Below are 22,948 nucleotides of genomic sequence, written 5' to 3'. Positions count from 1 at the left end.
TAAACCAGCCTAGAGGTTCGTGGTTGGCTTGCCAACTGCAGGGCTACCGAAAGCCCGCTCCGTACCGCTTTAGCGGTCGGAGTCGGGTAGTTTACGTTTTCACTTCCGAATCTCTCCTATCCAACAGGTTTTGCAACCACACCTGAATATCCCGCAGGCTCTCCGGGGAAACTTCATGGCCCATCTCGTACTCGCGATAGGTGAAGTTCAGTGGCAGCGGGGCAAAATAATCCCTGATCTGGCGGCCAAAAGCAATCGGCAAAACAGCATCAGCAGTGCCATGAACCACCAGGATGGCCAGGTGTTTCATCCGCTCCGGCTCCACCGCCTCGGCCAGGATCTCTGGAGATAGGCGCCCACTCATTGCCACCACCCCCGCCAGCTTCTCCGGCTGGGTCAGAGCCAAGTACAGGCTCATGATCGCCCCCTGGCTAAACCCCAGCAAATACACCTGCCTGGGATCCAAGGCAATATCCGGGATCCCATTGGGCAGCGCCTGTTCCAGAAAGCGGCTCAGGAGCTTGAGGCTATTGCGCGCTTGCTGGGGATCCCCCACCAGCCCTTCTGGCGTCCAGGCCATTTCAAACCAGGCAAACCCGCCCACACTCCAAGGAATAGGGGCTCTCAAGCTAATCACCGCCAACCGGGGATCCAGATAGGGGGCCAACTGGAACAAATCCCCCTCGTGGCTGCCGATCCCGTGCAGCATCACCAACACAGGTGCGGATCCCAAGCCGACCTGTCGAGGCGGCTGAAAGCGGTAGGTGAGGGGCAAAGAAGAAGGCACGCAGCGGATCCTCAAAGGCGGAGACAAGGTATGGCCGGCCTACGCCCAATCCTGGGGCTGGCGAAGCACCTGATGGAGCTTGGCTTCCCACGTGTCCGGTTGCGGCTCGTAGCCATATTCCCAGCGCACCAATGGCGGCAAAGACATCAAGATCGACTCGGTGCGGCCCTGGGTCTGGAGTCCAAAGATCGTGCCGCGGTCATAGACCAAGTTGAACTCCACGTAACGCCCGCGACGATAGAGCTGGAATTGCCGTTCTCGCTCTCCCCATTCCATCCCCTGCCGCCGCTCCACAATCGGCGCATAGGCCGGCAAGAAGGCTTCGCCACAGGCTTGCACCAACTCGAAAAGATGTTCCCAACTGCGGGATCCCACCCGCACCTGTAACGATGGTGGCTCAGAAGCCAGTTGTTCGGGATCCCCTTCCGCCTGGCCTTCAGGCCGATAGAGCAGCCCAGGGCGTTCATCCTGATAGTCGAAGAAAATGCCGCCAACGCCGCGCGCCTCGCCGCGATGAGGTAGGAAAAAGTAGCGATCGCACCAGATCTTGAAAACTGGGTAGTAGACGGGATCCAAGCGGTCACAGGCTGCCTTGAGGGTGCGGTGAAAATGGGCCGCATCCTCCTCAAACAGGTAATAGGGGGTGAGATCCATCCCGCCCCCAAACCACCAAACCGGCCCCGCCTCGAAATAGCGATAGTTCAGGTGTACCGTCGGCACATAGGGGTTGCGAGGATGCAACACCATAGAGGTGCCTGTGGCGTAGAAAGGATGCCCTGCCGCTTCTGGACGCTGTTTCAGAATCGAAGGGGGCAGATGGGATCCGAACACCTCGGAAAAATTGACTCCCCCCTGCTCAAACACGTCTCCCTGCTGAATGACCCGCGAGCGCCCGCCCCCTCCTCCAGGGCGTTCCCAACGGTCTTCCCGAAACTTGGCTTTTCCGTCTAGGGCCTCCAGACGGGCACAGATGTCATCTTGTAGGCGCTGCATGAATTGGCTCACCTGTTGACGGGCATCCACTGGCAGCGCTGTAGGGCTTGAGGCCAGCATCATAGTCTTCCAATCTCTCGAAACTCGACAAAAACCTCTCCAGCCCCCATCAAACCTCTCAGACTGGGAGAGCCGAACTGCCAAACTGAAGAGTTCTAACCTGGCCGGGCAAGAAACTCCCTGGAAATCCAGGCCGCTCTTGGATCTTACGTGGGAACCGCCTCATAGGGACGAAGTCGCGCCCACTTGTTCCGTTCCTCGCGAAAGCTCTGGCAGCCCACCACATCCCATTCCATCTCGGTGCCCCCATTGCGGATATTGACATTGATCTGGGGGCCCTGCGGCTCAAAATCCGGCGTCAGTGTGAGATGAGGTTGCTGATGCTGCGCTTCCACGGCATGGTAGGTGGTACAGCGATCCACGTAGTAGCAGTGAATACAAATACACATGGCTGCTGCCTGCAAGAAACGGTTCCCAATCTTGAGGGTAGCATCCTGCCTCCTTCCAGACGGCGGATCCCCTCTTTCTCAGCCGATTCTTGAGATATTTCTTAGCAAAGAGAGGCATCTCCTCGTCTCTCGTCTAAAATCTCGACATATTTCTCAGGATGGGGCTTGATCTGTCCTTAGGATCGAACCATCCAGGCTATCCAGAGGAACTGCCATGAACACCCACACCCGCTACCGCTTCACCTGCACCCTCTCCTTTGGAGATATCTACGGCCAGATCATCGTTTGGCTGATTGTCATCTTTGCCAGCTTGGCCGCTGCCCTCTCCCTGATGAATAGCCCCCTCTACGCTTTTCTCACCATTGCTCTGATTTTGGTGATCTCCCTGCCTTTCCTGCTCTTCGCCTTCGTGACCACCCTGCTCAATCACATCGAGTTTGCCGTTGTCCCTCCTGAGGAAGAGGAAAATCGCGCTGCTGCTGCCGCTAAGTCGCCCGTGGCCGTCAGTTAGAAACAACTGGCAGTCGGTTGGCGCTTGTCGGATGGATCCCTTGCCCCAAAGACACCTGTGCTGAGTTAAAAAAACCTTGGCTCTCTTGGTCTAGCGCTTGAGTTGGCCCCTGCAAGGCGAGCAAGCGGGTAGCCTTTTATTGGCATTTTATTGGCAATTGTTTTACCAAAGAATTGGGTCTAAAGCCCTGCCGTTCACGGCAGCTTTTGTGCTGTACTCTAGACCAGTAGTAGAGTAGTCAACCACTTAAAAAACCCGGTAGCCCGGCGACTACGCAAGCAACCTAAATAGGTTTTGCCCTTTCTCTTCAACGGTACTTAGGGCAGAAGGGAACTGCCCCGCTTGGGGAGATGGGCACCGCTGTCGTAAAGGGGCAACCCGATACGGCAAGTGCTGTCTTGGAACCAAGAGCCAGAATCCTCTGCCTTTGGGCAGGGGAGTATGGTGACATCCTCCCGGCGCTCGTCCTGTGGACAGAGCGCGGGCCACCCTTCCCGTCAGCAGGACGGAGTCCTTACCTCGCGGTCGGGCATTCCTGCCCCACGCCACTTGTCTGGGTCTACAACCCCCGACAGACCGACTGAACAGGCAGTTTCCCTTCCCCAGCCTCCCTGGCTACTGCCAGCTTGCAAAACAAGTCTAATCCCAGGGAACGGTGCATCGGCAGACAGGATGGACTCCTGCACCCAGGAACCCCTGTCCACCGGCCAAGAGCAAGATGCTATCCACTCGTTGATTTCCGGCAAAGTGTAGTTGTATACGTCCTGGCCAATCTCCAGCCACGCCAACAGCAAGGCCTCCGTCCCGCTGACGCGAGCGGCTTGTTGGGAGGCATCTGGATCAATCCGGTGCTTGTAGGTTACACCAGCATAAGTAGGTTTTGCTACAGATTTCGCTCAGGGGTATGGTGGGGATCCCTGTATCCCGGTGCTTACCCTGCGGGTAGAGCGCAGGACTGATTGCCCCCGCACCACCGTTAGCTAAATCGTTGAGTTGCTCTGCAAGCTAAGATCGGCAAACCCTGTTCCATCGATGAGGATCCGCGTCGGCCATGATGACCGTAATGGAGTTTTTCGCCCTCAGTGCTGGGGAGTGGATGTGCCAACGCACCAGCCATCACTTGGCTTTTCGCCGCTCTGAGGGTGGGAGGTCGCGGCTACAAATTGCCACCCTTGCGGCAACCGATCCAGCAGTCATCCGGGTTTGCGAGTTGTTCAGGGTGGATCCCCGACGAGCTGTGGGAGCAGCGCGGGTGCGGTGGGATGGCGAGCAGGAGTGGGACAACGAAGAGTACAAGGGAGACGTGGTGCTGGTACCTATCCCCGATGAGACCGATCCCATGCGCGGGCAGTTGCTGCGGGATCAGGGCTACGCTGAGAAAGTACCGGTGGCCGGTACCTATGTCATGGGATCCGATGGCGCCCTTACCCTTTACACCCAGTATGAGATGACTGAGTCGGAAGAGCGCATTTGGTTTGCCAGCCCCAACTTGCGCCTGCGGGCCAGCACTGTCAAGCGGTTCGGTGGCTTCAGCATGGCTTCTTTCTGCTCCGAGGTGCGTAAACTCTCCGTCGGCCCTTCTCCCACCCCTACGGTGGCCGAATCCAGCTCTTTCCGCAGCTAGAGCGTTTTCTCCTCAACCGCAACACGGGTTGTGCCATGCACCAAGTCTTGGATCTGGGGATTAACCTGCTCCACGCCAATCAACACCAGGCCGACCACAACCGGGAGCATTTTGATGCCTGGGGAGTAACCTGTCTGAACCTCATGAGCGCGCCGGGGGCGGGTAAGACGTCTTTGCTGGAGAAAACCGTGGTCGCTCTTGCTGGCTCGCTGCGCCTGGCGGTGATCGAGGGAGACATGACGACCCAACTGGACGCGGAGCGGTTGCGTCGCTACGGGATCCCGGTGATTGCCATCAACACGGGGCGGGCCTGTCATTTGGATGCGGCCATGGTGGCCGGGGGCTTGCAGCAATTGGAAGCACTGCTGGATCCCCAACAACTGGATTTGCTGCTGGTGGAAAATGTCGGCAACTTGGTCTGCCCGGCGGAGTTTGAGGTGGGGGAACACGCCAAGGTAGCACTGCTCAGCGTCACAGAAGGGGAAGACAAGCCTCTCAAGTACCCAATCATGTTTCGAGAGGCGGATTGTCTGCTGATCACCAAAGTGGATCTGGTTCCTGTGTTGGAGGTGGATTTGGATCGGATCCAGGCCAATATCCGCGAGATCAACCCTTCTGTGCCGATTTTTTGTCTTTCTGCCAAGACGGGTGACGGGCTGGAGCCCTGGCTGGGCTGGATCCGAGAGCAGATTCTCCTGGCCCAACACCGACGGCAGCCGCAGTGAAGGGTATCATACTGAGCATCTAGCCGTGGAACTGATACATTTACGCTGAACACTGCTGAACATCACTGTTCAACTATGCAGCGATAGCATTCTGTTTGTTTCCAAACAGAATGGCGGTATCCCGCAAAGCTTTGAGTAGAATACCCAAAGCGCAGTTTCCGTGTCGTCTTACTACCAATTTTCTGCTTTGCTTTGGCTACCATGTTGGCAGACTCGAAAGTAAACAGAAAGATCAACTGGTAGTAATCCGTACTGAACATATTATACATTATTTTCAGTATAGTTGAGCTTATTATTGACTAGAGTCATGCTCTCCTCACCTGAGCTGGCCAGGCAGGGGATGAGTTAGCACCTCTGGCGGGTCAATTTGCAGATAACTTGTGTGGATGGAAAATCCCGGCTATGGCCAATTTAAGTGACTTTGTACAGGGCATTGAGCAGTTGATCGAGCTGGCTCAGAAGCTGGACGAGAAAAAGCAAAGTGGAGAGCTGCGAACCGAAGTCCGCATCCAGGCCCGTCCTCTGGGCAGTTCTATTCCCCCTTCCGGCTCCATCCCCCGCCGCCGCAGCCCTGCCCAAACGGGGGATCCCCCCTGGAGCAGCGAGCCCCAAGTGATGTCTGCGGTTCGCTTCCAGGAACCGTCCAAGGCCGCTGTGCCCGACCCGCCAGCAACTTCTGCCGACCGCCCAGAGTCTTGGGCTGGGCCACGCCTCAAGGATGTGGGGGGACTGAGGGAACAGCTCCAAGCGCTGCGGGAGATGGTGGAGATCCCCCTCAAGCGGCCCGATCTGCTGGCCAAGCTGGGGTTGGATCCGCCCCGCGGCGTGTTGTTGGTAGGCCCCCCCGGCACCGGCAAAACCCTGACGGCCCGCGCCCTGGCCGAGAGCCTGGGGGTGAACTACATCGCCATTGTCGGCCCGGAGCTGATCGGCAAGTACTACGGCGAGGCGGAGGCGCGCCTGCGGCAACTGTTTGAAAAGGCAGCCAAATCGGCTCCCTGTCTGGTGTTTATTGACGAAATCGATGCCCTAGTGCCCAACCGCGCCACTGTCGAGGGGGAGGTGGAAAAACGCCTGGTGGCCCAGATGCTGGGGCTGATGGACGGGTTTGTGGCCCAAAAGGGGATCGTGGTGCTGGCAGCCACCAACCGGCCTGAGGCTCTGGATCCGGCTCTGCGGCGACCGGGGCGCTTTGATCGGGAGGTGATCTTCAAGGTGCCGGACCGGGAGGGGCGGCGGGAGATCCTGGCCATCCACACCCGCGGCATGCCCTTGGCGGAGGATGTGGATCTGGACAGCCTGGCGGATCAGACGCTGGGCTTTGTGGGGGCAGATCTGCGGGGCCTGTGCCAGGCAGCAGCCTATGCGGCTTTGCGGCGGCAGGTGCCCGATTTGGGATCCCCCATCCCCGAGTCCCTGACGGTAACCGCAGCGGATTTTCAACAGGCTCTGCAACAGGTGAAGCCGGCGGTGCTGCGCTCGGTGGAGATTGAATCCCCGCAGGTGAGCTGGGATCAAATTGGCGGCCTGGAGCACGCCAAGCAGATTTTGCAAGAGGCCATCGAGGGATCCCTGCTGCACCCTGAGTTGTACGAGCAGGCTCAGGCCCAAGCGCCCAAGGGCATCCTCCTCAGCGGCCCCCCTGGCACTGGCAAAACCCTGTTGGCCAAAGCCATCGCTTCCCAGGCCAAGGCTAACTTCATTGCCGTCTCCGGCCCGGAGCTCTTGAGCAAATGGGTGGGATCCTCCGAGCAGGCGGTACGGGAACTTTTTGCCCGCGCCCGCCAATGCGCCCCCTGTGTCATCTTCATCGACGAGATCGACACCCTCGCCCCGGCGCGAGGCAGCTACTCCGGGGATAGTGGGGTCAGCGACCGCGTTCTGGGGCAACTGCTGGCAGAGCTGGACGGGATCCGCCCCAGCCAGGGGGTGTTGGTGGTGGCCGCCACCAACCGCAAAGCCAGTTTGGATCCCGCCCTCACCCGGGCCGGCAGGTTGGAGCTGCACCTGAGCGTGGAGCTGCCGGATCGCAGCGGGCGACGGGAAATTTTGGCCGTTCACAACCGCAAGCGTCCCCTGGGGCCTGATGTGGACTTACAGGGGTGGGCCGAGCAGACCGAAGGTTGGAGTGGTGCCGACCTGGCCCTGCTCAGCAACCGCGCCGCCATTGCCGCCATCCGCCGCCACCGCGCCACTTCCGAGACGGTGGATGCCAAAACCCTGGTCATCCAACAGGAAGACTTCTGTCGAGCCTTTGCCGAGCTGCAGCAGCAACGCCAAGCCGGCTGATCCCAGCCTGAGGGCTATTCCCATCACGCCAGCGGTTCGGAGCACCTTCAAACTTTCAAAATCAAAAGACTGGGATCCCTTGCCATTCTGGTTGGCTGTGGGCGTGGGCTGACTCACCGCAGGTGCGGGGGGTGGGAAAGATCTTGCCGGGGTTGGCGATGTGCTGGGGGTCGAACACCTGCCGCACCCATTGCATGCTCTCCAGATCCGCAGGCGTAAACATTTCCGGCATGTAGCAGCGTTTGTCTGCCCCGATGCCATGTTCGCCGGAAATGCTGCCCCCCAAGCGCACGCAGAGCTTAAGGATCTCGCCCCCCAGTTTCTCCACCTGCTCCAGGGATCCCGGCACCGACTCGTCGTAGAGGATCAAGGGGTGCAGATTGCCGTCGCCAGCGTGAAACACATTGGCCACCGGATAACCGTACTCACGGCTGAGGCGCTCGATTTCCTTCAAGACAAAGGCTAGCTGGCTGCGGGGGATCACCCCATCCTGAACATAGTAGTTGGGGCTGAGCTTGCCCATGGCGGCAAATGCTGCCTTACGTCCTTTCCACACCCGCGCCCGCTCTTCCGGGTCGGATGCGACTTGCACCTGTCGCGCCCCATTTTTGAAGCACAGCGCCCTCACCTGTTGGCTGGCTTCTTCCACCTCCAGTTCCAGCCCATCCACCTCCACCAACAAAATGGCCGCCGCATCCCGCGGATAGTAGCCCAACTGCACCACATCCTCCACGGCATTGATGCTGAAGTTGTCCATAATCTCCAGGCCGGCGGGGATGATCCCGGCAGCAATGATGTCGGAGACGGTGGATCCCGCCGCTTCCACACTGTCAAAGTCTGCCAGCAAAACCTGCACTTGAGCCGGGGCCTTGAGCAAGCGCAGGGTAATCTCGGTGGCAATGCCCAGGGTGCCCTCGGATCCCACAAACAGCCCCACCCAGTCGTAGCCGGGCATCTCCGGGATCTTGCCTCCCCAGCACACCACCTCCCCATCCGGCAGCACCACCGTCAGGCCGAGAATGTGGTTGGCTGTTACGCCGTACTTGAGGCAGTGGACACCGCCGGAGTTCTCCGCCACATTACCTCCGATGGAGCAAACCGACTGGCTAGAGGGATCCGGCGCATAAAAGTAGCCTTGGGCGGCCACGGCCTGGGTAATCCAAGTGTTAATAACCCCCGGCTGCACCACCATGCAGCGGTTGTCCAGGTCGATTTCCAGGATCTGCTTCATCAGGGTGGTGGCGATGACGACGCTATTTTCCACCGGCAGGGCTCCCCCTGAGAGGCCCGTACCGGATCCCCGCGCCACGAAGGGCACCTGGTAGCGGCTGCACAGCTTCACCGCCTGCGCTACCTCTTCTGTTGTGCGGGGCAGCACCACCAGCGCCGGCCTTTGCCGGTAGCTGACCAGCCCATCGCATTCGTAAACCAGCAGCTCCTCCGGCTTGCTGATCACCCGCTGGGGATCCAAAATCTTTTTGAGCTCAGCCGTCAGCCTAATCCAGTCGAAGGTGAGGCCGGTTTGCAGAGGATGAGAAGAAGTTTTTGCGCTGGCAGTGCGAAGCACTTTCATAACAGTAGGCTCAGCAGGAGTTTGGGAGGGGGATATTGTCACTATAGTCTTGCTGGCTCCAACAGATAGTCCATGCAGCCCAACTCCCCCAGCGCCGAACAAATCCTCAACCAAGTGCGGCAGCTCTACGAGCTCTACCCTTTCCCCCCGCAGCCCGTCGGCACTGTTCCCCCGCCGGGGTGGAATTGGCGCTGGAGTTGGCCCCAGGCCCATGCCTTTTGTACGGGATCCCATCCGGGTCGGCGCAAGGTGCGCATTCTGGATGCGGGCTGTGGCTCGGGAGTGGGAACAGAATACATTGCCCACCAAAACCCCAACGCAGAAATTTGGGCCTTTGATCTGAGCAGCCGCGCCCTGGAGATTGCCGAGGCCCGTTGTCGGGCTTCCCAGGCACCGCCGGTGCAGTTTCGCCAGCTCAACGTCTACGACATCGACCAGCTGCCGGGGCAGTTTGACTTCATCAACTGCGTGGGCGTGCTCCACCACCTGCCCGATCCGCTAGCGGGGCTGCAGGCTTTGGCCGGCAAATTGGCTCCCGGCGGGCTCTTGCACCTGTTTGTGTATGGTGAGCTGGGCCGCCACGAAATCCGCCTCATGCAAAAGGCCATCCGCCTGCTGGTAACGGGTTCTGAACACCAGACCCTTGCCTCGGCGGAGCAATTGCAGAGGGGTCTCCAGGTGGGCCGCCGCCTTTTCGAGATCTTGCCGGAAACCAACCGCATCCAGCAGCAAGAACGGGCCCGCTGGGCCATCGAGAACGTGGACGACGAATGCTTCGCCGATATGTACCTGCACCCCCAGGAAGTGGACTACACCATCGAGACTCTGTTTGAATTAATCCGGGCTTCCGGACTGCAGTTTCTGCGCTTTTCCAACCCGGAGTTTTGGCGGCTGGAACGGGTGTTGGGCCAAGACGAGGCCCTGCTGGCTCAGGCGGCTCAGCTGCCGGAACCGGAACGCTATCGCCTGATCGAGCTGCTGGATCCGGTGGTAGCCCACTACGAGCTGTTTCTCGGCAAGCCCCCCATCCGCTGCTGGGAATGGACAAGCCCGGAAAGTGTAGCATCAGCCATTGCCCACCTCAGCCCCTGTCTGGGCCTGTGGCCGGGGCGGAGCATTTTCAACTACGCTTACGAAGCCATCTCCCTGAGCGAAGAAGCCTTCGCCTTTCTCCAACAGGTGGACGGGATCCGCACCGTCCAAGAGATCCAGGCTGGCCTAGAGTGCCCCCTGAGCTTTGAGCAACTGCAACGCTTGCTGCGCTGGCAAGTGCTGCTGCTGGAGCCTCAAAACTCAGTCTCCTGAGAGTTTCTCGACCCCTTTCCCTTGCCTCAGCGGGACGAACCTTGGCATTTGCCCTCTTGTTCTTCTATGGCTTATCCTAGAAAGCTGTGACCTTTAGCTCTGGCCCCGCATATTCTGGGGTTGTCATCATGCCCAAAATCAAAACCCGCAAGGCAGCAGCCAAGCGCTTCCGCCTGACCGGCAGCGGCAAGTTTATGCGTCGCAGGGCCGGGCACAACCACTTGCTGGAGCACAAAACCAGCAAGCGCAAACGCAAATTGGCCGGTGTGGCCCTGGTGGACAAGCGGGATGTGGTCAATGTGCGCCTGATGTTGCCCAACACCCACTAGCCGGGATCCCGCTCGCGCCGGCAAGAAGATTTCAGGGGCCGGCATTGGCGACAGCAGTTCCGATCCCGTTAGCAGGACGGAGTGCTTCTACCCTTCAGTTTGAGTTTGTTCAAGTTCCTATTGAGTTACTGCCATGAGAGTCAAACGGGGCAATGTCGCCCGCAAGCGCCGCAAAAAGATCCTCAAGCTGGCCAAAGGCTTTCGGGGAGCTGGTTCAAAGCTGTTCCGCACCGCCAACCAGCAGGTGATGAAGGCTTTGCGCAGCGCCTACCGGGATCGCCGCCGCAAGAAGCGGGATTTTCGTCGCCTATGGATTACCCGCATCAACGCGGCCACCCGTGCCCAGGGCCTGCGTTACCACGAGTTCATCGATGGTCTCAAAAAAGCCAATATCCAGCTCAACCGCAAAATGTTGGCCCGCTTGGCTTTCCTGGATCCAGAGGCCTTTACCTGGGTGGTGGAGGCAGCGCGCCAGTCTCGCGCCTCCTGAGGAGGTTCCGACGGCTATCCAGAAGTCCTTCCTGGCAGCCATTCTGGCCCTCGCCTGCCTGGGGGGAGGGATCCCTACTGTGGCTCGTCCTTGGCCGGAGATTGTGGATTCTGGACGGCTGCGCGTTGCCATAAAAGACAACTTGAGGCCGCTGGGGTTTCGCACTCCCCAAGGGGATCTGCAGGGGTTTGAGATCGAGCTGGCTTGTGAGCTGGGATCCCGGCTGTTGGGCTCGGCAGAGGCTGTGGAGTTGGTGCCGGTCTCGAATGTAGAGCGGCTGCAGGTGCTGGCTGACGGCCAGGTGGATTTGGCCATTGCTCAGATCGGCATTACCCCGGATCGGGCGCGCCAGGTGGAGTTCACTTCTGCTTACTATCAGGATGGCCCCAGCTTGGTTGTGGCTCGTTCCCACAACTGGGAAAGCTGGTCGGACTTGCGGGGCGGTCGCGTTGCAGTCTTGCGCGGTTCCAGCGCCATTCCCCTGCTGAATCGATACCTGCCAGGGGTGGAGTTGGTGCCTGTCGATTCCTACCGAGAAGGGGCGGAACTGCTCCTGAAAGGGGCGGTGCAGGGGTGGGCAGCAGATCGCTCGGTGCTGGCAGGGTGGCTAGCAGAGCATCCCCGTCGCGAAAGCGCTGCGGAGCCACAGTTTCAATTTCTGGGATCCCCCTTGGCAACGGTGGGGCTGGGCATTGCCATGCCCAAGGGGCTGCAGCACGCCGAATTGCGGCTGCGGGTGCGCCGAGAACTGGAGAATTTGCGGGCTGAGGGCTGGCTGGCAGAGCGGGCCAGAGCCTGGGGGTTGCCCTAAAGTTGAGGATACTCCCTACTGATACATTTACGCTGAACACTGCTGAACATCACTGTTCAACTATGCAGCGATAGCATTCTGTTTGTTTCCAAACAGAATGGCGGTATCCCGCAAAGCTTTGAGTAGAATACCCAAAGCGCAGTTTCCGTGTCGTCTTACTACCAATTTTCTGCTTTGCTTTGGCTACCATGTTGGCAGACTCGAAGGTAAACAGAAAGATCAACTGGTAGTAATCCGTACTGAACATATTATACATTATTTTCAGTATAGTTGAGCTTATTATTGACTAGAGTCATGCTCTTTGTCTCTCTTGGGAAGATTTCTCTCTTGAGCAGAAAGGCGGGCTCAGTGCAGAAAGTGACGTATGCCGGTGCAAACCATGGCAATACCGGCAGCGTTGGCAGCAGCAATGGAATCGGCATCGCGGATGCTCCCCCCCGGCTGGATGATGGCGCGGATCCCTGCTTGGGCAGCCATCTCCACGCTGTCGGCAAAGGGGAAGAAGCCATCGCTGGCCAAAACAGCTCCTGCTGCTTGGGATCCCGCCTGGTGGAGAGCGATCTCCGCTGCTCCCACCCGATTCATTTGTCCGGCTCCGACGCCGAGCGTCTGCCTCTGCTTGGCGACGACAATGGCGTTGGATTTCACATGTTTGCAGACTATCCAGGCAAATTCCAGATCCGCCCACTCCTCCGGTGTGGGCTGGCGCTGGGTGACCACTTGCCAAGAAGGGGGGCTGTCGGTTTGCGTCGGTTCCTGGTCGCGACAGCGTTGCAGAGCAACAGGTGAATCGGCGTCTTGCACCAGAAAGCCCCCGGCCAGGGTGCGGATTGTTTGGGCAGGCCCCACGCACAAGTCCGGCAAGATCAAGACCCGCAAGTTCTTTTTGACTGACAGTAGCTCAGCCGCTTCTGGAGTGCAATCGGGAGCCACCACACACTCCAAAAAAGGCTCCACCAGCCGTCGGGCGGTCTCTGCGTCCAAGGGTTGGTTGAGGGCGACGATGCCCCCAAAGGCCGAAACTGGATCAGCAGCCAGGGCAGCCTCGAGGGCGGCAGCCGGCGATGGGCGAATGGCCACCCCGCAGGGGTTGTTGTGCTTAACCACCACCGCCACCGCTTGTTCAGGTTGCAAGAACTCCCTCCGAGCAGAGCCAGAAGACACAGAGCCCTTCCCGTCAGTGGGCCGCGTCGCATCAGCATTGCGGAGTAACAAGGTTAACTCTGCCGCCAGGGCACGGGCCGCCTCCAGATCCAGCAGGTTGTTGTAGCTCAGCTCCTTCCCCTGCAACTGCTTAGCCCGGTGCCAGCCGGGGGCAGCCGGATCCGTCACATACCAAGTGGCAGCTTGATGGGGATTTTCCCCGTAGCGCAGGCGTTGCCACAGGATCCCTTGCAGTTGAAACCTGTCTTCAGCGGCAGCTGCGGAGGACTGGGAGGGACCTGCTAGCTCCAGGCGAGCCAGGTAGGTGACGATGGCGCGGTCGTAGGCCAGCACCTGCTCAAAGGCCCGACGAGCACACTGGAAGCGAAACGCCAGCCGCTCTGTTTCCCCATAGGCCCCGGAGAGCAGTTGCAAATACTGGGGGTACTGGCTGGGATCCGTCAGCACCGTAACGTAGGGATAATTTTTGGCTGCCGCCCGCGCCAAAGTGGGCCCGCCGATATCGATCTGCTCAAAAGCTTCCTCCAGAGACACTCCTGCCTGGGCCACTGTCTGTTCAAAAGGGTAGAAGTTGACCACCACCAGTTGGATGGGAGGGATCCCCAGCGCCTCTAGGTCTGCCCGGTCTTCGCTGCATTCCAGGCGGGCCAAAATGCCGCCGTGGATGCGGGGGTGCAGCGTCTTCACCCTTCCCCCCAAGATTTCCGGCGCGCCAGTGTGGGCAGAGACAGGGGTGACCGGGATCCCAGCTTCTGAGAGCGCCTTGGCGGTTCCCCCACTGCTGAGCAGTTGAAAGCCATGCTCTTGCACGAGGGACTGGGCCAGCGGGATCAGTCCGGTTTTGTCGGATACACTCAACAAAGCCAACGGTACAGAATCCTGTTCGCGACAGCGTTGCGCAGTAGCAAGGGGCATTGGAGGCGTTATCCAGTAGAGAAGGGCCCAGAGGAAAAAGCTGGCCGGGATACCCAGCCCAGCGCTCTCACAGCATACCCCGAAAGCTGGACCCTCTTGTCCAGCCACCTGGTTCAGACAAATCTTCAGATCGTTCGCATCAGCAGGACGGATCAGGAATATTCTGCTTCGCCTCTCACCTGATCCTGCCGGACCTGTTCCCGCTCCCGGTTAAGGCGGGCCACCTGGGCCTCCAGATCTTGAATACGGTGCAGCAACTGCTCGATTGCACGCCCCACCGGGTCAGGCATGAGATGGTGATCCAGGTCAATGCCATGGGCGGGGATGCGGCGCTGATGGGGCGGGATGACCGCACGGCCTGGGATCCCAACCACCGTCATGCCGGGAGCCACATCCTGAATCACGACCGCGTTGGCTCCGATACGAGCTTTTTCCCCAATGCGAACCGGCCCCAGAATCTTGGCCCCCGTGCCGACAATCACCCCGTTTTCCAGGGTGGGATGACGTTTGCCCTTGCTCCAGGAAGTACCCCCCAAGGTGACCCCGTGGTAGAGGGTAACATCATCACCAATTTCTGCCGTCTCACCGATCACCACCCCACAGCCGTGGTCAATGAAAAAGCGCCGCCCAATCTTGGCTGCCGGGTGGATTTCAATCAATGTGAAAGAACGAGCCAAGAAGCTGAGCAGCCGCGCTAGGAAAAACCAGCGCTGTTTCCACAGCCAGTGGGCGATGCGGTGCAAAAACAGAGCATGCACACCGGGATAAGTGAAGATGACCTCCCAGCGATTGCGTGCTGCCGGATCCCGATCGAAGACACAATCAACATCCTCCCAAAATTGCTGCCAGAACCCCAGTTTTGGCTCCGGCTTGCCAGCAGGGAGAGAATTGCCCTCCCCCGTTTTGGGGCTTTCCACCGCCGACTGCTCGGCCTCCGTCAGCATGAATGGTCTCCGTTTAGGAACCTCCACTCCCCTTTTAGCACTTTTTGCCGGCAGCAAGGAGAGATCTCCAATCGGGCCAAGGGAGCTCCTCGCGCAACTCTCCACTGGGTCGAGCTCAAGCAAATTGCCTTCTGCCCTAGCCTTTACCCAACTGTTGAGCCACCAGTTGTCCAATAGCTTGGGCAGCTCCCGGCTTGCCCCCCAGCCGCTGCAGTTCTGTCTGCATTTGCTGACGGCGCTGGGGATCTTCCAGCAGAACTCGCATTTGCTCGGCCACGGCCACCGGGCGCAAATGGCCCCGCAACTCTGGCACCACCTCTCGCCCCGCCCAGATGTTCGGCCAAGCCAAGTGGCCCAGCCAACGCAGAGCAATCCTATTGAAGACGCGGGCCAGCCAAGTGCCCAAGCCCGGAAGGTGGGCCAACAGGCCGAGGATCCCATCCCAGGCGCGCATTGCCTCCAGCTTGTTGGTAGGGATCACCACAACCATCGGCACCCCCAAATAGGCCAGCTCGGCGGTGTTGGCGCCAATGGTGGTCAGACAGAGATCACAGTTGGCCAGCACAGAATAGGCAGGGAAGCTTGTCCACAATTGCACCGTGCTGCCAAAGGGGGTAACAAACTGGGATCCCAGATTGGTCTGCTCCAGAATGGCTGAGGTGCCATAGATCAAAGCCATATCGGGATTGAGCTTGGGATGGGCATAGGCTGCCAACGACTGGGGGGTTTGTCCTGGGGCCACCGGGATCACAAAGCGGACATTCGGCAGCATCTGTCGCAGCTCATCGGCCACAGCCAACACCAATGGCACCCCCAAGGAGAGCTTGGCTGGCTTGGAGCCTGGGAGCAGCCCCACCTGATAGTGGGTGCGGTTCTCATCGCTCAGACGCTGCCAGCCGCGCGGTAGCAATTCTTCAAAGGCCTCCGGCCCGCTTACGCGAAAGGCCTCCGGCCCGCTTACGCGATCGGTGAAGCGGTTCCCCACTCTCTCTGGCGCAGTTCTTACAGGCTCCCCCTCGCCGATGGAGCTGGGAGATGCATCTTGGAGCAGGCCAAAGGCTTGGGTTGGGGAAGAAAAGCCTGCCGTGGGTTTGGAGGCAGCGGCAGGAGATCTGCTGCCAAGCCAGCCGGAAAGGGGCACCCCCGGCAAATAGACAGCGCTGGCTACGCCATCCGCCATCAAATCCCCGACAACGTGCATTTTGTGGGCCCAAGGGTGGCCCAGCAGCCGTCCGCCATCGTAGCGGCGTTTGATGGCCTCGGTTCGCACGGCGAAAGCATGTACCCAAGGCCGCCAACGGGGTTGATGCTCAGCATAGACCACCAGCCGATAGCGCAAGCGGCGAGCAATCCAGACGGCAAAAAACTGATCCCCCCCCAGAAACAGCACCACCCCTCGCTTGGCCCAATCCCAGGCTTCTTCGGTTTGGCCGGTAAGCAAAAAAGCCAGAAAAAAATCGGGATCCTGCACCCGATCCACGTCGACGAACGCTTGCGCTATCTTCATCTCTTGCCCGGAAGCATGGGGGCAGGGGGACAGCACCAGGGAGAGGCGTGCCTGAGGCAGTTGCTGGCGCAATTCCATCACCACCGGACGCACCCAGGTGGTCAGCTCTCCAGGGCCGTTTGAGAGAATAAGAATGTCATAGGGAGGCTCACCGCTGCTCAGTGGGGCCATCGGAGGCTGGGATCCTGCAATTAATCGTCTCATTCTACCGTTTGCCCATGGCCCTGGGCCGATTCCTGCCAGTCCGGAGATTTGTCGGGATCCCTTCCCAAAGAGGCAGCCCCAGCGTCGGCTGAGGGGCAAGGCGTTCTTCAGAGAGGCATCTGGCCATGCGAGAGGCCAGGGGATCCCTCAGGCCAGCAGGGACCCGCCGATCATCCCCGCCAGCAGAATAAACCCTTGCACCACATTTTGGCCGAAGATGGCCAGGTACAAGGTGGGAGAGGCATTCCTTTGGTGGAGCTGCCAGGTTTGCCGGCCCCAGAGGACGCTGGCGATGGCCCAACTGACAAAATAAACTCCATGCAACCGTAGGCTGATCCCCACCCCCAACAGCGCGATGGCAGTGCCCAAAAAAAATAGCCCCACCGCCGTCGGCGTCCGCTGCCCGAAAAAACGGGCGCTGGAATGGATCCCGGCCCGCTCATCGTCCTCCCGATCCGCAAGAGCATAGACGGTATCAAATCCCAGTGTCCACAACACCGTGGCCAGCCACAGCCAGCCCAGCCCCTCTTCCCACAGGGGTGTGTTGGCATCTTGGCCGCTCACCGCCGTCCAACTGATGAGCACGGCAAATCCCCACGCCAGAGCCAGCACCAACTGCGGCACCGGAAACACCCGCTTGGCCCCTGGATAGAGCAGAATTACCGGCACCGCCGCCACACAGAGGGCAAAGCTAACCGGGTTGAGAAACAGCGCCAGCCCTGCCGCACAGGCCAAACTCACCACCGCCATCAGGATCCCGACGCCAACGGTCAACTCCCGGCTGGCCAACGGGCGATGGCGGGTGCGCTCCACCAGCGGATCCAAATCTCGATCCCAAAGATCGTTGATGACACAGCCCGCTCCGCTGGCGGCCAAACTGCCCAGAATCAGGATCCCGACCAACGGCCAAGGGGGCGTTCCCCGTCCGGCCAAAAAAGCTCCCCACAGCGCCGGGATCATCAAAATCAGTCGCCCTGCCGGCTTGTGCCAGCGCAACAGCCGCAGAATGGCTCCGCCAGTGGCCCAGAGTGCAGAAGGGGAAGCAGACATAACCGGTTTCCGGCCAATCGCGACAGCGGGACGGAGTCCTTAAAGCGTGAGTTGCCGTTCGCGGGAGGGGTGCAGAGCACCATGAGGCGTGGGTAGGGGCGGCTCCACATTAGAGATCTTAAATCAATCATCCTGAATTGCAGGTTTTTGGAATCCTTTCGGTTCCATTCGCCGTCTCAAGGCCCTGTGCAAGTCAGTCCGCCCCTGTTCTCTTTATTGGCCTGCCCTGGAAGTTTGATATCCTATCGGGGGGCTGCTGTTGACGGTGGCGGCACTTGCCCTTCTCACCCTGTGAGGCAGTGATTGCTACGTGACGCTTCCGCGTTCGTGACGGCGGTGCGGAGCACTTGCGTGCAGGCGCAACGGAGTTCTGTATGGAAGCAACCCTCTCCATGACCGGTCCACTTCCTCAAGCCAAGGAAGCTGCTTCCCATCTGGAGACCCTGCTGGTGGTGGATGACGAGGATGCCATTCGGGAAACGGTTGCCCTGGCTTTGGAAGAGCAGGGGTATCAGGTTTTACAAGCCGCTGATGGTCGGCAAGCCCTTGAGATGGTGCATACGGTTGAGCGGCTGGATTTGATGATCTTGGATTTGATGTTGCCCAGCTTGAACGGTCTGGATCTGTGCAGGCTGCTGCGCAGGGAGGGCAACACGATTCCCATCCTGATGTTGACGGCCAAAAGTAGCGAAACCGACCGCGTGGTGGGCTTGGAACTGGGGGCCGACGATTATCTGACCAAGCCCTTCGGCATGCGGGAGCTGATCGCCCGCTGTCGCTCGGTGTTGCGTCGGCAACAACTGGCCCAAGCCAGCGATGCCACGGTGCTCCGCTACGGGGATCTGTGTATGTTTACTCAGGAGTGCCGCGTGTTGGTGCGGGGCGTCGAGGTGAGTTTTTCCCCCAAAGAGTTTCGCCTGTTGGAGCTGTTTATGTCCAACCCCCGCCGCGTTTGGACGCGGGAGCAGCTTCTGGAGCGCGTCTGGGGATCCGACTTCATGGGCGACAGCAAGACCGTCGATGTGCATATCCGCTGGCTGCGGGAAAAATTGGAGCTGGATCCCAGCAACCCAGAGTATTTGGTGACGGTGCGCGGCTTCGGCTATCGCTTCGGCTAGTCTTTTTGCTGGCCACGCCACCGGCGGGCAAAAGAGAGCGCCTCGGCACGAGTTTGAATCTGCCCCCAAGCCTGCGCCTCCTGGAGGTCTTGCAGCAACTGGCCTACCCAGGGGCCGGGTTTGGCCCCCAAGCTGTGCAGCAGATCGCGGCCATCCAGCAGGGGCACCAGATGGGCCAGGGGATCCTGGGGGTCTTCGTAGCGTTTGAGCCAAGACTCCAGCTTTTGAGGGTCGCCGCCCGTAGCCACCGCCAACAGCGCCAGGCCACCGAACAGGGATCCCGCCTGTTGATAAAGCCGCCACTGTTGCGCAGGGGTGGGGGAGTCCGTCAGGAGAAGCTGAAGCTGAGGCAGAAGATGGTGTAGCTTTTGGATGGCCCGCATTTCCGCTCGGCTGAAGCGCAGCCGCTCCAGCTCGGTTTCCACCCTTTCTGCCGTTCGCGTCAGCAAGACAGAGTCCTCAGTTCCCGCTGGATCCCACAACAAGGCCGCCAGCACCACTGCCAACAGCCTGCCGCGCCCTTCGCGTGAGGATGTCAAGGGCTGGGCCAGCTCTGCCAGCGTGCGGGGATAGAGCGGTTGCCAGCGCCCGGCCCACTCCCACACGGCCTGAGCTTGAGGGAAGCCCGGACTTTCCGGCTTCAGGTGGGGCAGCCAAGCCTGCAGCAACCCCGCCGCCACCGCCGCCTGTAGGTGAGCCAGCCCTGGGATCCCTGCCTCCAACAGGGCCACTATCTCTGCCCGCACCCGTTCTGCCGCCACATTCGCCAAAAGGGGGGCCCGCTCCCGGATTGCCTCTTGCGTAGCCGGATCCAGCACAAACCCCAGTTGAGCCGCCTGTCGATAACCCCGCAACAGCCGCACCGGATCGGCGCTGAGGTTGTCGGGGTGTACCATGCGCATCCGGCTCTGGCGAATATCGGCTTGTCCGCCTGTGGGATCCAGCAGTTGCTCCCTTTGCAGATCCAAGGCCAGGGCATTGCAGGTGAAGTCCCGCTGCCTCAGATCCTCCTCAGGGGTGGATCCCGCCTGCAGCCCCACGTCCACGGTCAACTTTGCCAACACAATGCGGGCAATCTGCCGTTCGGGATCCAACACCACAAAGCCCGCCCCCAACCGCCGTGCCACTGCCGCTGCCCAGCCCACGGGATCCACAGCGCACATCAGGTCCAAATCCACCGACGCTGAGGACTCCATCCCACCGTCGCGAGCGGGATCTCCAGCAGCACAGCTCCGCAGCCAAGCCAGGTAAGCATCCCGCAGGGATCCCCCTACCCAATAGCTTTTCTGCGGCAGCCACTCTTGGGGGAAAGGCAGCCGTTGGTAAAAATAGGTCAGCAGCCACTTCGTCAGCAAGGCTTCGCTCGGGCTTAGGGTCATTCCCAGTCAAAACTCCATGAAGATGAGACACCTGGGGTGGTAGGAGAACGCTTCTGGGGGTATGAAGTCAGCGTCCTCGTCTGGTCGCGTCAGCGTTGCAGAGCAACAATGAGCAGAGCAACAATGAAATGCCCGGAGTTTTTCCCTACCGCTCCAGCAGCGAGCCGCCCACAGCAGCAGGGACAAAGGCAGGAGCTGCCAAGCCCGGAGTGAGCAGATGAGGCCGCACCAGCGCCGCCAAGCCAGCAATGAACAGAGGGTCGGTATTTAAGGCGGGCACACGGCGAAAATCGGCAATCCCAGCTCGATGGGCCAGCTCCCGATACTCGATGTCAATCTCCTGCAGGGTCTCGATGTGCTCCGACACAAAGCTAATCGGCACCACCAGCAACTGCTTCACACCTCGGGATCCCAACTCCGGGATGACCCGTTCGGTGTAAGGCTGGAGCCACCGCACCGAACCCACCCGGCTTTGATAGGAGAGGGTGTGGTCATTGGGGCGTCCCACCTGCTGCCAGATCAGCCGCACGCAGGCTTCCATTTCCTGTTGGTAGGGATCCCCGGCCTCGGTGACATAGCTTTCGGGAATGCCGTGGGCGCTGAACAGCACATGCACCCCTTCGGGCTCGGCAAATCCATCCAACTGTTCCCGAATTGCTCTGGCCATCGCCTGCACGTACTGAGGCTGATCGTACCAGGAGTAGATCTGGCAGCGCTCGATGCATGCCAGCTCCGGATCTTCAGCCCAGAGCCGATCCAGCAGCTTAAAGCTGGATCCCGTCGTGCTGATGGAATACTGCGGGTAGAGCGGCAGCACCACCAAGCGGGTGATCCCATCCGACTTGATCTGCTGCACCACCGACTCGATCAACGGATGCCAGTAGCGCATGGCAACATACACCGGCACGTCATAGCCCTCAGCCACCAGGTGGGCCTGCAGTTCTCGTGCTTGCTCAGCAGTAATGCGCCGCAAGGGGGATCCCCCCCCAATGGCCGCGTAGTTGCGGCGGGATTTTTCGGCCCGCAGTGTGGAGATGGCCCAGGCAAAGGCCCGCTGCAAGAAGGGAAACGGCAGCCGGATCAGCTCGGGATCGGCAAACAGATTGTAAAGAAAGGGCTGCACATCGGCCTGGGCCTCTGGCCCCCCCAAGTTCAGTAGGAGCATGCCGCTTTTGGACATAACAAGGCTCATTGCGTTGGCGGTGCGGAGCACCATGTTCTTCTTTATCCACTGTAGGGGCTCTTATCCCCCAGCGGGAAAGTGACCTTAAGTTTTTTTGCAGTCTTTCTCAGCTTTCCCCTCAGGAGAAACCACCCGCACCCAAACCTACAAGTCCAATCCGGAGACTCCGTCCCGCTGTCGCGAACAAAGTCCAAAAAGGGATCCCCGCCCACAAGGGGATCCCCAGCCTTAAAACTCCACTGTCGTGCAGAGCAGCAGAGCGGTGTTAAAACTCTCGACCTCGGTAAACCCGCTGCAGGGCCGGAGTGACGGGGTAGCGATCAATATCGGCCAGGCTCAACTTCAAGCGCAGCGTATTGAGGAGTTTCCAGTAGGGGGGCACAAAAGCCTTTTCAGGGATGGGTTGGGCGGTAGGAGAGGGATCCCCAGGTCGGGCAACCGTCTCCATGGGGCAGCCGCGGTAGCGGAGCGGACGGGATCCGAGGTGAGCTGAGCGCAGATCTCGGCTGGGATCCACCGTCAAGCCGCGAAACTGGATCGCCCCCGGACGAGAGGCTTCCCGATAGCGCAGATAGCCAGCCCACACCTGGGCAATCCACTCCGGCAAAGCTTCGGGCCGAATGTGATAGCGCTCCGGCAACAAACGGTCGTTGAGAAAACCCATCAGCCCAGACCAAACTTGCCAGACAAAAGCTCCGACGATGCGAGCAGCGGGAGACGATGAAATCTTCATGGTGGAAGCTGAAAAATGTAGAGAACCTGAAAAACCGGTGATGCAGCCAGAATTTGCCGTTGATTATACCAGCCCAGATGCATCGGAACGCTCACCCTGAACCTTTTGGCCTCGAGTTTTTCTGCTCACTGGAAAGCAGAAGCCGGCTTGCGGCCAAGCGCGTTGAGCCACCCAAATCCATCGACTACAATAAGCCCAAGGCTTGGGTGTTGCTTTCTCTCTCTGAATCTTTAGCTGGTGGGGATCCTGGAAGCGCACCGACAAGCAAACTTCACTTCAATGACCACTGCACCTAATAGGGATCGACGGATTATGACCTGGCGCGGCGACATCACTCCCATCAATCGGCTGTGGGGATCCCTTCCCTACCTTCTGCCTTTGGTATCGGCTCTGCCCTTGGGCTTTTTGCCCTCTGGGCTGTTTCAATCTCTGCCAGGGCTGATCCCCATTTTTGCGCCCCTATTTCGTCTGGTGCCCCTGGCCACGGGCTGGCTGGGAATGGGGGTGTTTTTGGCTCTCCTGTTCCTGGTGATCCGCAACACCCGCGTAGCCCATTTTGTTCGCTTCAACACCATCCAGGCGCTCTTGCTCAACATTGCCTTGTTCTTGGTGCAGGTGCTGATGCAGGCGTTTGGCATACTCTTCGGCAACCTTGGCCTGGCAGCGATGGTCAGCATTTTGGCCACCACGGCTCTCTTGGGGGTGATTGCCATCACCGTCTACGCCTGGGTGCAAAACATTCGCGGCCACTACGCCGAGGTGCCGGTGCTCTCTGATGCCGCCTATGCCTGGATTCGCTACTAGTTGTCAAGTCCCTGCGGGTCTGGTTGCCGATTTGCCGACCTCATCGGAGCCTAAGCCAACT

The 22,948-nt window shown here is 59.7% G+C and carries 21 protein-coding genes and 2 pseudogenes; 10 read left to right on the top strand and 13 right to left on the bottom strand.

Annotated elements, in window-relative coordinates:
* Positions 1–91 precede the first annotated feature (91 nt).
* The 3 genes from ACVWXW_RS08020 to ACVWXW_RS08010 all read right to left on the bottom strand — a co-directional run bounded on the left by ACVWXW_RS08020 (position 92) and on the right by ACVWXW_RS08010 (position 2,229).
* Positions 92–787 (bottom strand): alpha/beta hydrolase, encoded by a 696-nt coding sequence (locus ACVWXW_RS08020; protein WP_457403453.1) that lies wholly within the window; start codon positions 785–787, stop codon positions 92–94.
* Between the two features lie 39 nt (positions 788–826).
* Positions 827–1,840: an oxygen-dependent coproporphyrinogen oxidase gene (gene hemF / locus ACVWXW_RS08015; protein WP_457403460.1), complete on the bottom strand. Its 1,014-nt coding sequence runs from the start codon at positions 1,838–1,840 to the stop codon at positions 827–829.
* A 146-nt stretch (positions 1,841–1,986) separates the two neighbouring features.
* Positions 1,987–2,229 (bottom strand): Ycf34 family protein, encoded by a 243-nt coding sequence (locus ACVWXW_RS08010; protein WP_011434378.1) that lies wholly within the window; start codon positions 2,227–2,229, stop codon positions 1,987–1,989.
* Positions 2,230–2,443: 214 nt separating this feature from the next.
* Between ACVWXW_RS08010 and ACVWXW_RS08005 the strand changes: the two genes are divergently transcribed.
* The 3 genes from ACVWXW_RS08005 to hypB all read left to right on the top strand — a co-directional run bounded on the left by ACVWXW_RS08005 (position 2,444) and on the right by hypB (position 5,089).
* Positions 2,444–2,740, top strand: coding sequence for a hypothetical protein (locus ACVWXW_RS08005; protein ID WP_011434379.1), 297 nt, complete (start codon positions 2,444–2,446; stop codon positions 2,738–2,740).
* Positions 2,741–3,794: 1,054 nt separating this feature from the next.
* Positions 3,795–4,364 (top strand): phycobiliprotein lyase, encoded by a 570-nt coding sequence (locus tag ACVWXW_RS08000; protein ID WP_011434381.1) that lies wholly within the window; start codon positions 3,795–3,797, stop codon positions 4,362–4,364.
* A gap of 35 nt (positions 4,365–4,399) precedes the next feature.
* Positions 4,400–5,089, top strand: coding sequence for a hydrogenase nickel incorporation protein HypB (hypB, locus tag ACVWXW_RS07995; protein ID WP_414343585.1), 690 nt, complete (start codon positions 4,400–4,402; stop codon positions 5,087–5,089).
* A 73-nt stretch (positions 5,090–5,162) separates the two neighbouring features.
* Here hypB and ACVWXW_RS07990 read toward each other — a convergent pair.
* Positions 5,163–5,346, bottom strand: a pseudogene (locus ACVWXW_RS07990) (hypothetical protein); the annotation flags it as partial.
* Between the two features lie 145 nt (positions 5,347–5,491).
* Between ACVWXW_RS07990 and ACVWXW_RS07985 the strand changes: the two are divergent.
* On the top strand, positions 5,492–7,378 hold the full coding sequence (locus ACVWXW_RS07985; RefSeq protein ID WP_011434384.1) for an AAA family ATPase: 1,887 nt from the start codon (positions 5,492–5,494) through the stop codon (positions 7,376–7,378).
* Between the two features lie 61 nt (positions 7,379–7,439).
* On the opposite strand, the gene glcD is transcribed toward ACVWXW_RS07985, so the two are convergent.
* Positions 7,440–8,951 carry a glycolate oxidase subunit GlcD gene (gene glcD, locus ACVWXW_RS07980; RefSeq protein WP_457403452.1) on the bottom strand — a complete coding sequence of 504 codons (1,512 nt, stop codon included), beginning with the start codon at positions 8,949–8,951 and terminating at the stop codon, positions 7,440–7,442.
* A gap of 72 nt (positions 8,952–9,023) precedes the next feature.
* Here glcD and ACVWXW_RS07975 point away from each other — a divergent pair, with 72 nt between their 5' ends.
* The 4 genes from ACVWXW_RS07975 to ACVWXW_RS07960 all read left to right on the top strand — a co-directional run bounded on the left by ACVWXW_RS07975 (position 9,024) and on the right by ACVWXW_RS07960 (position 11,886).
* Positions 9,024–10,256, top strand: coding sequence for a class I SAM-dependent methyltransferase (locus ACVWXW_RS07975; protein WP_457403450.1), 1,233 nt, complete (start codon positions 9,024–9,026; stop codon positions 10,254–10,256).
* Between the two features lie 128 nt (positions 10,257–10,384).
* Positions 10,385–10,585 carry a 50S ribosomal protein L35 gene (rpmI, locus tag ACVWXW_RS07970; RefSeq protein ID WP_011434387.1) on the top strand — a complete coding sequence of 67 codons (201 nt, stop codon included), beginning with the start codon at positions 10,385–10,387 and terminating at the stop codon, positions 10,583–10,585.
* Positions 10,586–10,718: 133 nt separating this feature from the next.
* Positions 10,719–11,075 carry a 50S ribosomal protein L20 gene (rplT, locus tag ACVWXW_RS07965; RefSeq protein WP_457403449.1) on the top strand — a complete coding sequence of 119 codons (357 nt, stop codon included), beginning with the start codon at positions 10,719–10,721 and terminating at the stop codon, positions 11,073–11,075.
* Between the two features lie 79 nt (positions 11,076–11,154).
* Positions 11,155–11,886, top strand: a complete 732-nt coding sequence (locus tag ACVWXW_RS07960; protein ID WP_414522463.1) for a transporter substrate-binding domain-containing protein — start codon at positions 11,155–11,157, stop codon at positions 11,884–11,886.
* Between the two features lie 60 nt (positions 11,887–11,946).
* On the opposite strand, the pseudogene ACVWXW_RS07955 reads toward ACVWXW_RS07960, so the two are convergent.
* The 5 genes and pseudogenes from ACVWXW_RS07955 to ACVWXW_RS07935 form a co-directional block, all read right to left on the bottom strand.
* Positions 11,947–12,130 (bottom strand): annotated as a pseudogene (locus tag ACVWXW_RS07955) (hypothetical protein); the annotation flags it as partial.
* Positions 12,131–12,231: 101 nt separating this feature from the next.
* Positions 12,232–13,965 carry a bifunctional phosphoribosylaminoimidazolecarboxamide formyltransferase/IMP cyclohydrolase gene (gene purH / locus ACVWXW_RS07950; RefSeq protein ID WP_457403448.1) on the bottom strand — a complete coding sequence of 578 codons (1,734 nt, stop codon included), beginning with the start codon at positions 13,963–13,965 and terminating at the stop codon, positions 12,232–12,234.
* A gap of 152 nt (positions 13,966–14,117) precedes the next feature.
* The gene (cysE, locus tag ACVWXW_RS07945; RefSeq protein WP_457403447.1) at positions 14,118–14,909 is read right to left on the bottom strand and encodes a serine O-acetyltransferase; all 792 of its coding nucleotides are present in this window, start codon (positions 14,907–14,909) and stop codon (positions 14,118–14,120) included.
* Between the two features lie 136 nt (positions 14,910–15,045).
* A complete protein-coding gene (locus tag ACVWXW_RS07940; RefSeq protein WP_457403446.1) occupies positions 15,046–16,587 on the bottom strand; it encodes a hypothetical protein in 1,542 nt (513 codons plus the stop codon).
* A 180-nt stretch (positions 16,588–16,767) separates the two neighbouring features.
* Positions 16,768–17,670, bottom strand: a complete 903-nt coding sequence (locus tag ACVWXW_RS07935) for a 4-hydroxybenzoate solanesyltransferase (protein WP_457395192.1) — start codon at positions 17,668–17,670, stop codon at positions 16,768–16,770.
* A gap of 392 nt (positions 17,671–18,062) precedes the next feature.
* Between ACVWXW_RS07935 and ACVWXW_RS07930 the strand changes: the two genes are divergently transcribed.
* Positions 18,063–18,788 (top strand): response regulator, encoded by a 726-nt coding sequence (locus tag ACVWXW_RS07930; RefSeq protein ID WP_457403445.1) that lies wholly within the window; start codon positions 18,063–18,065, stop codon positions 18,786–18,788.
* Here ACVWXW_RS07930 and ACVWXW_RS07925 read toward each other — a convergent pair.
* From ACVWXW_RS07925 to ACVWXW_RS07915, 3 genes are all read right to left on the bottom strand, one after another.
* On the bottom strand, positions 18,785–20,167 hold the full coding sequence (locus ACVWXW_RS07925) for a CCA tRNA nucleotidyltransferase (protein ID WP_457403444.1): 1,383 nt from the start codon (positions 20,165–20,167) through the stop codon (positions 18,785–18,787). The two genes, ACVWXW_RS07930 and ACVWXW_RS07925, sit on opposite strands and share 4 nt — an antisense overlap.
* Positions 20,168–20,312: 145 nt before the next feature.
* Positions 20,313–21,347, bottom strand: coding sequence for a ferrochelatase (gene hemH, locus ACVWXW_RS07920; RefSeq protein WP_457403459.1), 1,035 nt, complete (start codon positions 21,345–21,347; stop codon positions 20,313–20,315).
* Positions 21,348–21,615: 268 nt separating this feature from the next.
* Entirely contained in the window at positions 21,616–22,083 is a 468-nt protein-coding gene (locus ACVWXW_RS07915; protein WP_457403443.1) for a hypothetical protein, read from the bottom strand.
* A 312-nt stretch (positions 22,084–22,395) separates the two neighbouring features.
* On the opposite strand from ACVWXW_RS07915, the gene ACVWXW_RS07910 reads away from it, so the two are divergent.
* Positions 22,396–22,887: a Tic20 family protein gene (locus ACVWXW_RS07910; protein ID WP_414355562.1), complete on the top strand. Its 492-nt coding sequence runs from the start codon at positions 22,396–22,398 to the stop codon at positions 22,885–22,887.
* The last annotated feature ends 61 nt before the right edge of the window (positions 22,888–22,948 follow it).

It is taken from the genome of Thermostichus sp. MS-CIW-30, assembly GCF_054058015.1.
Note: the sequence above shows the minus strand (reverse complement) of the source record. Positions and strands in the feature narration are given on the sequence as shown.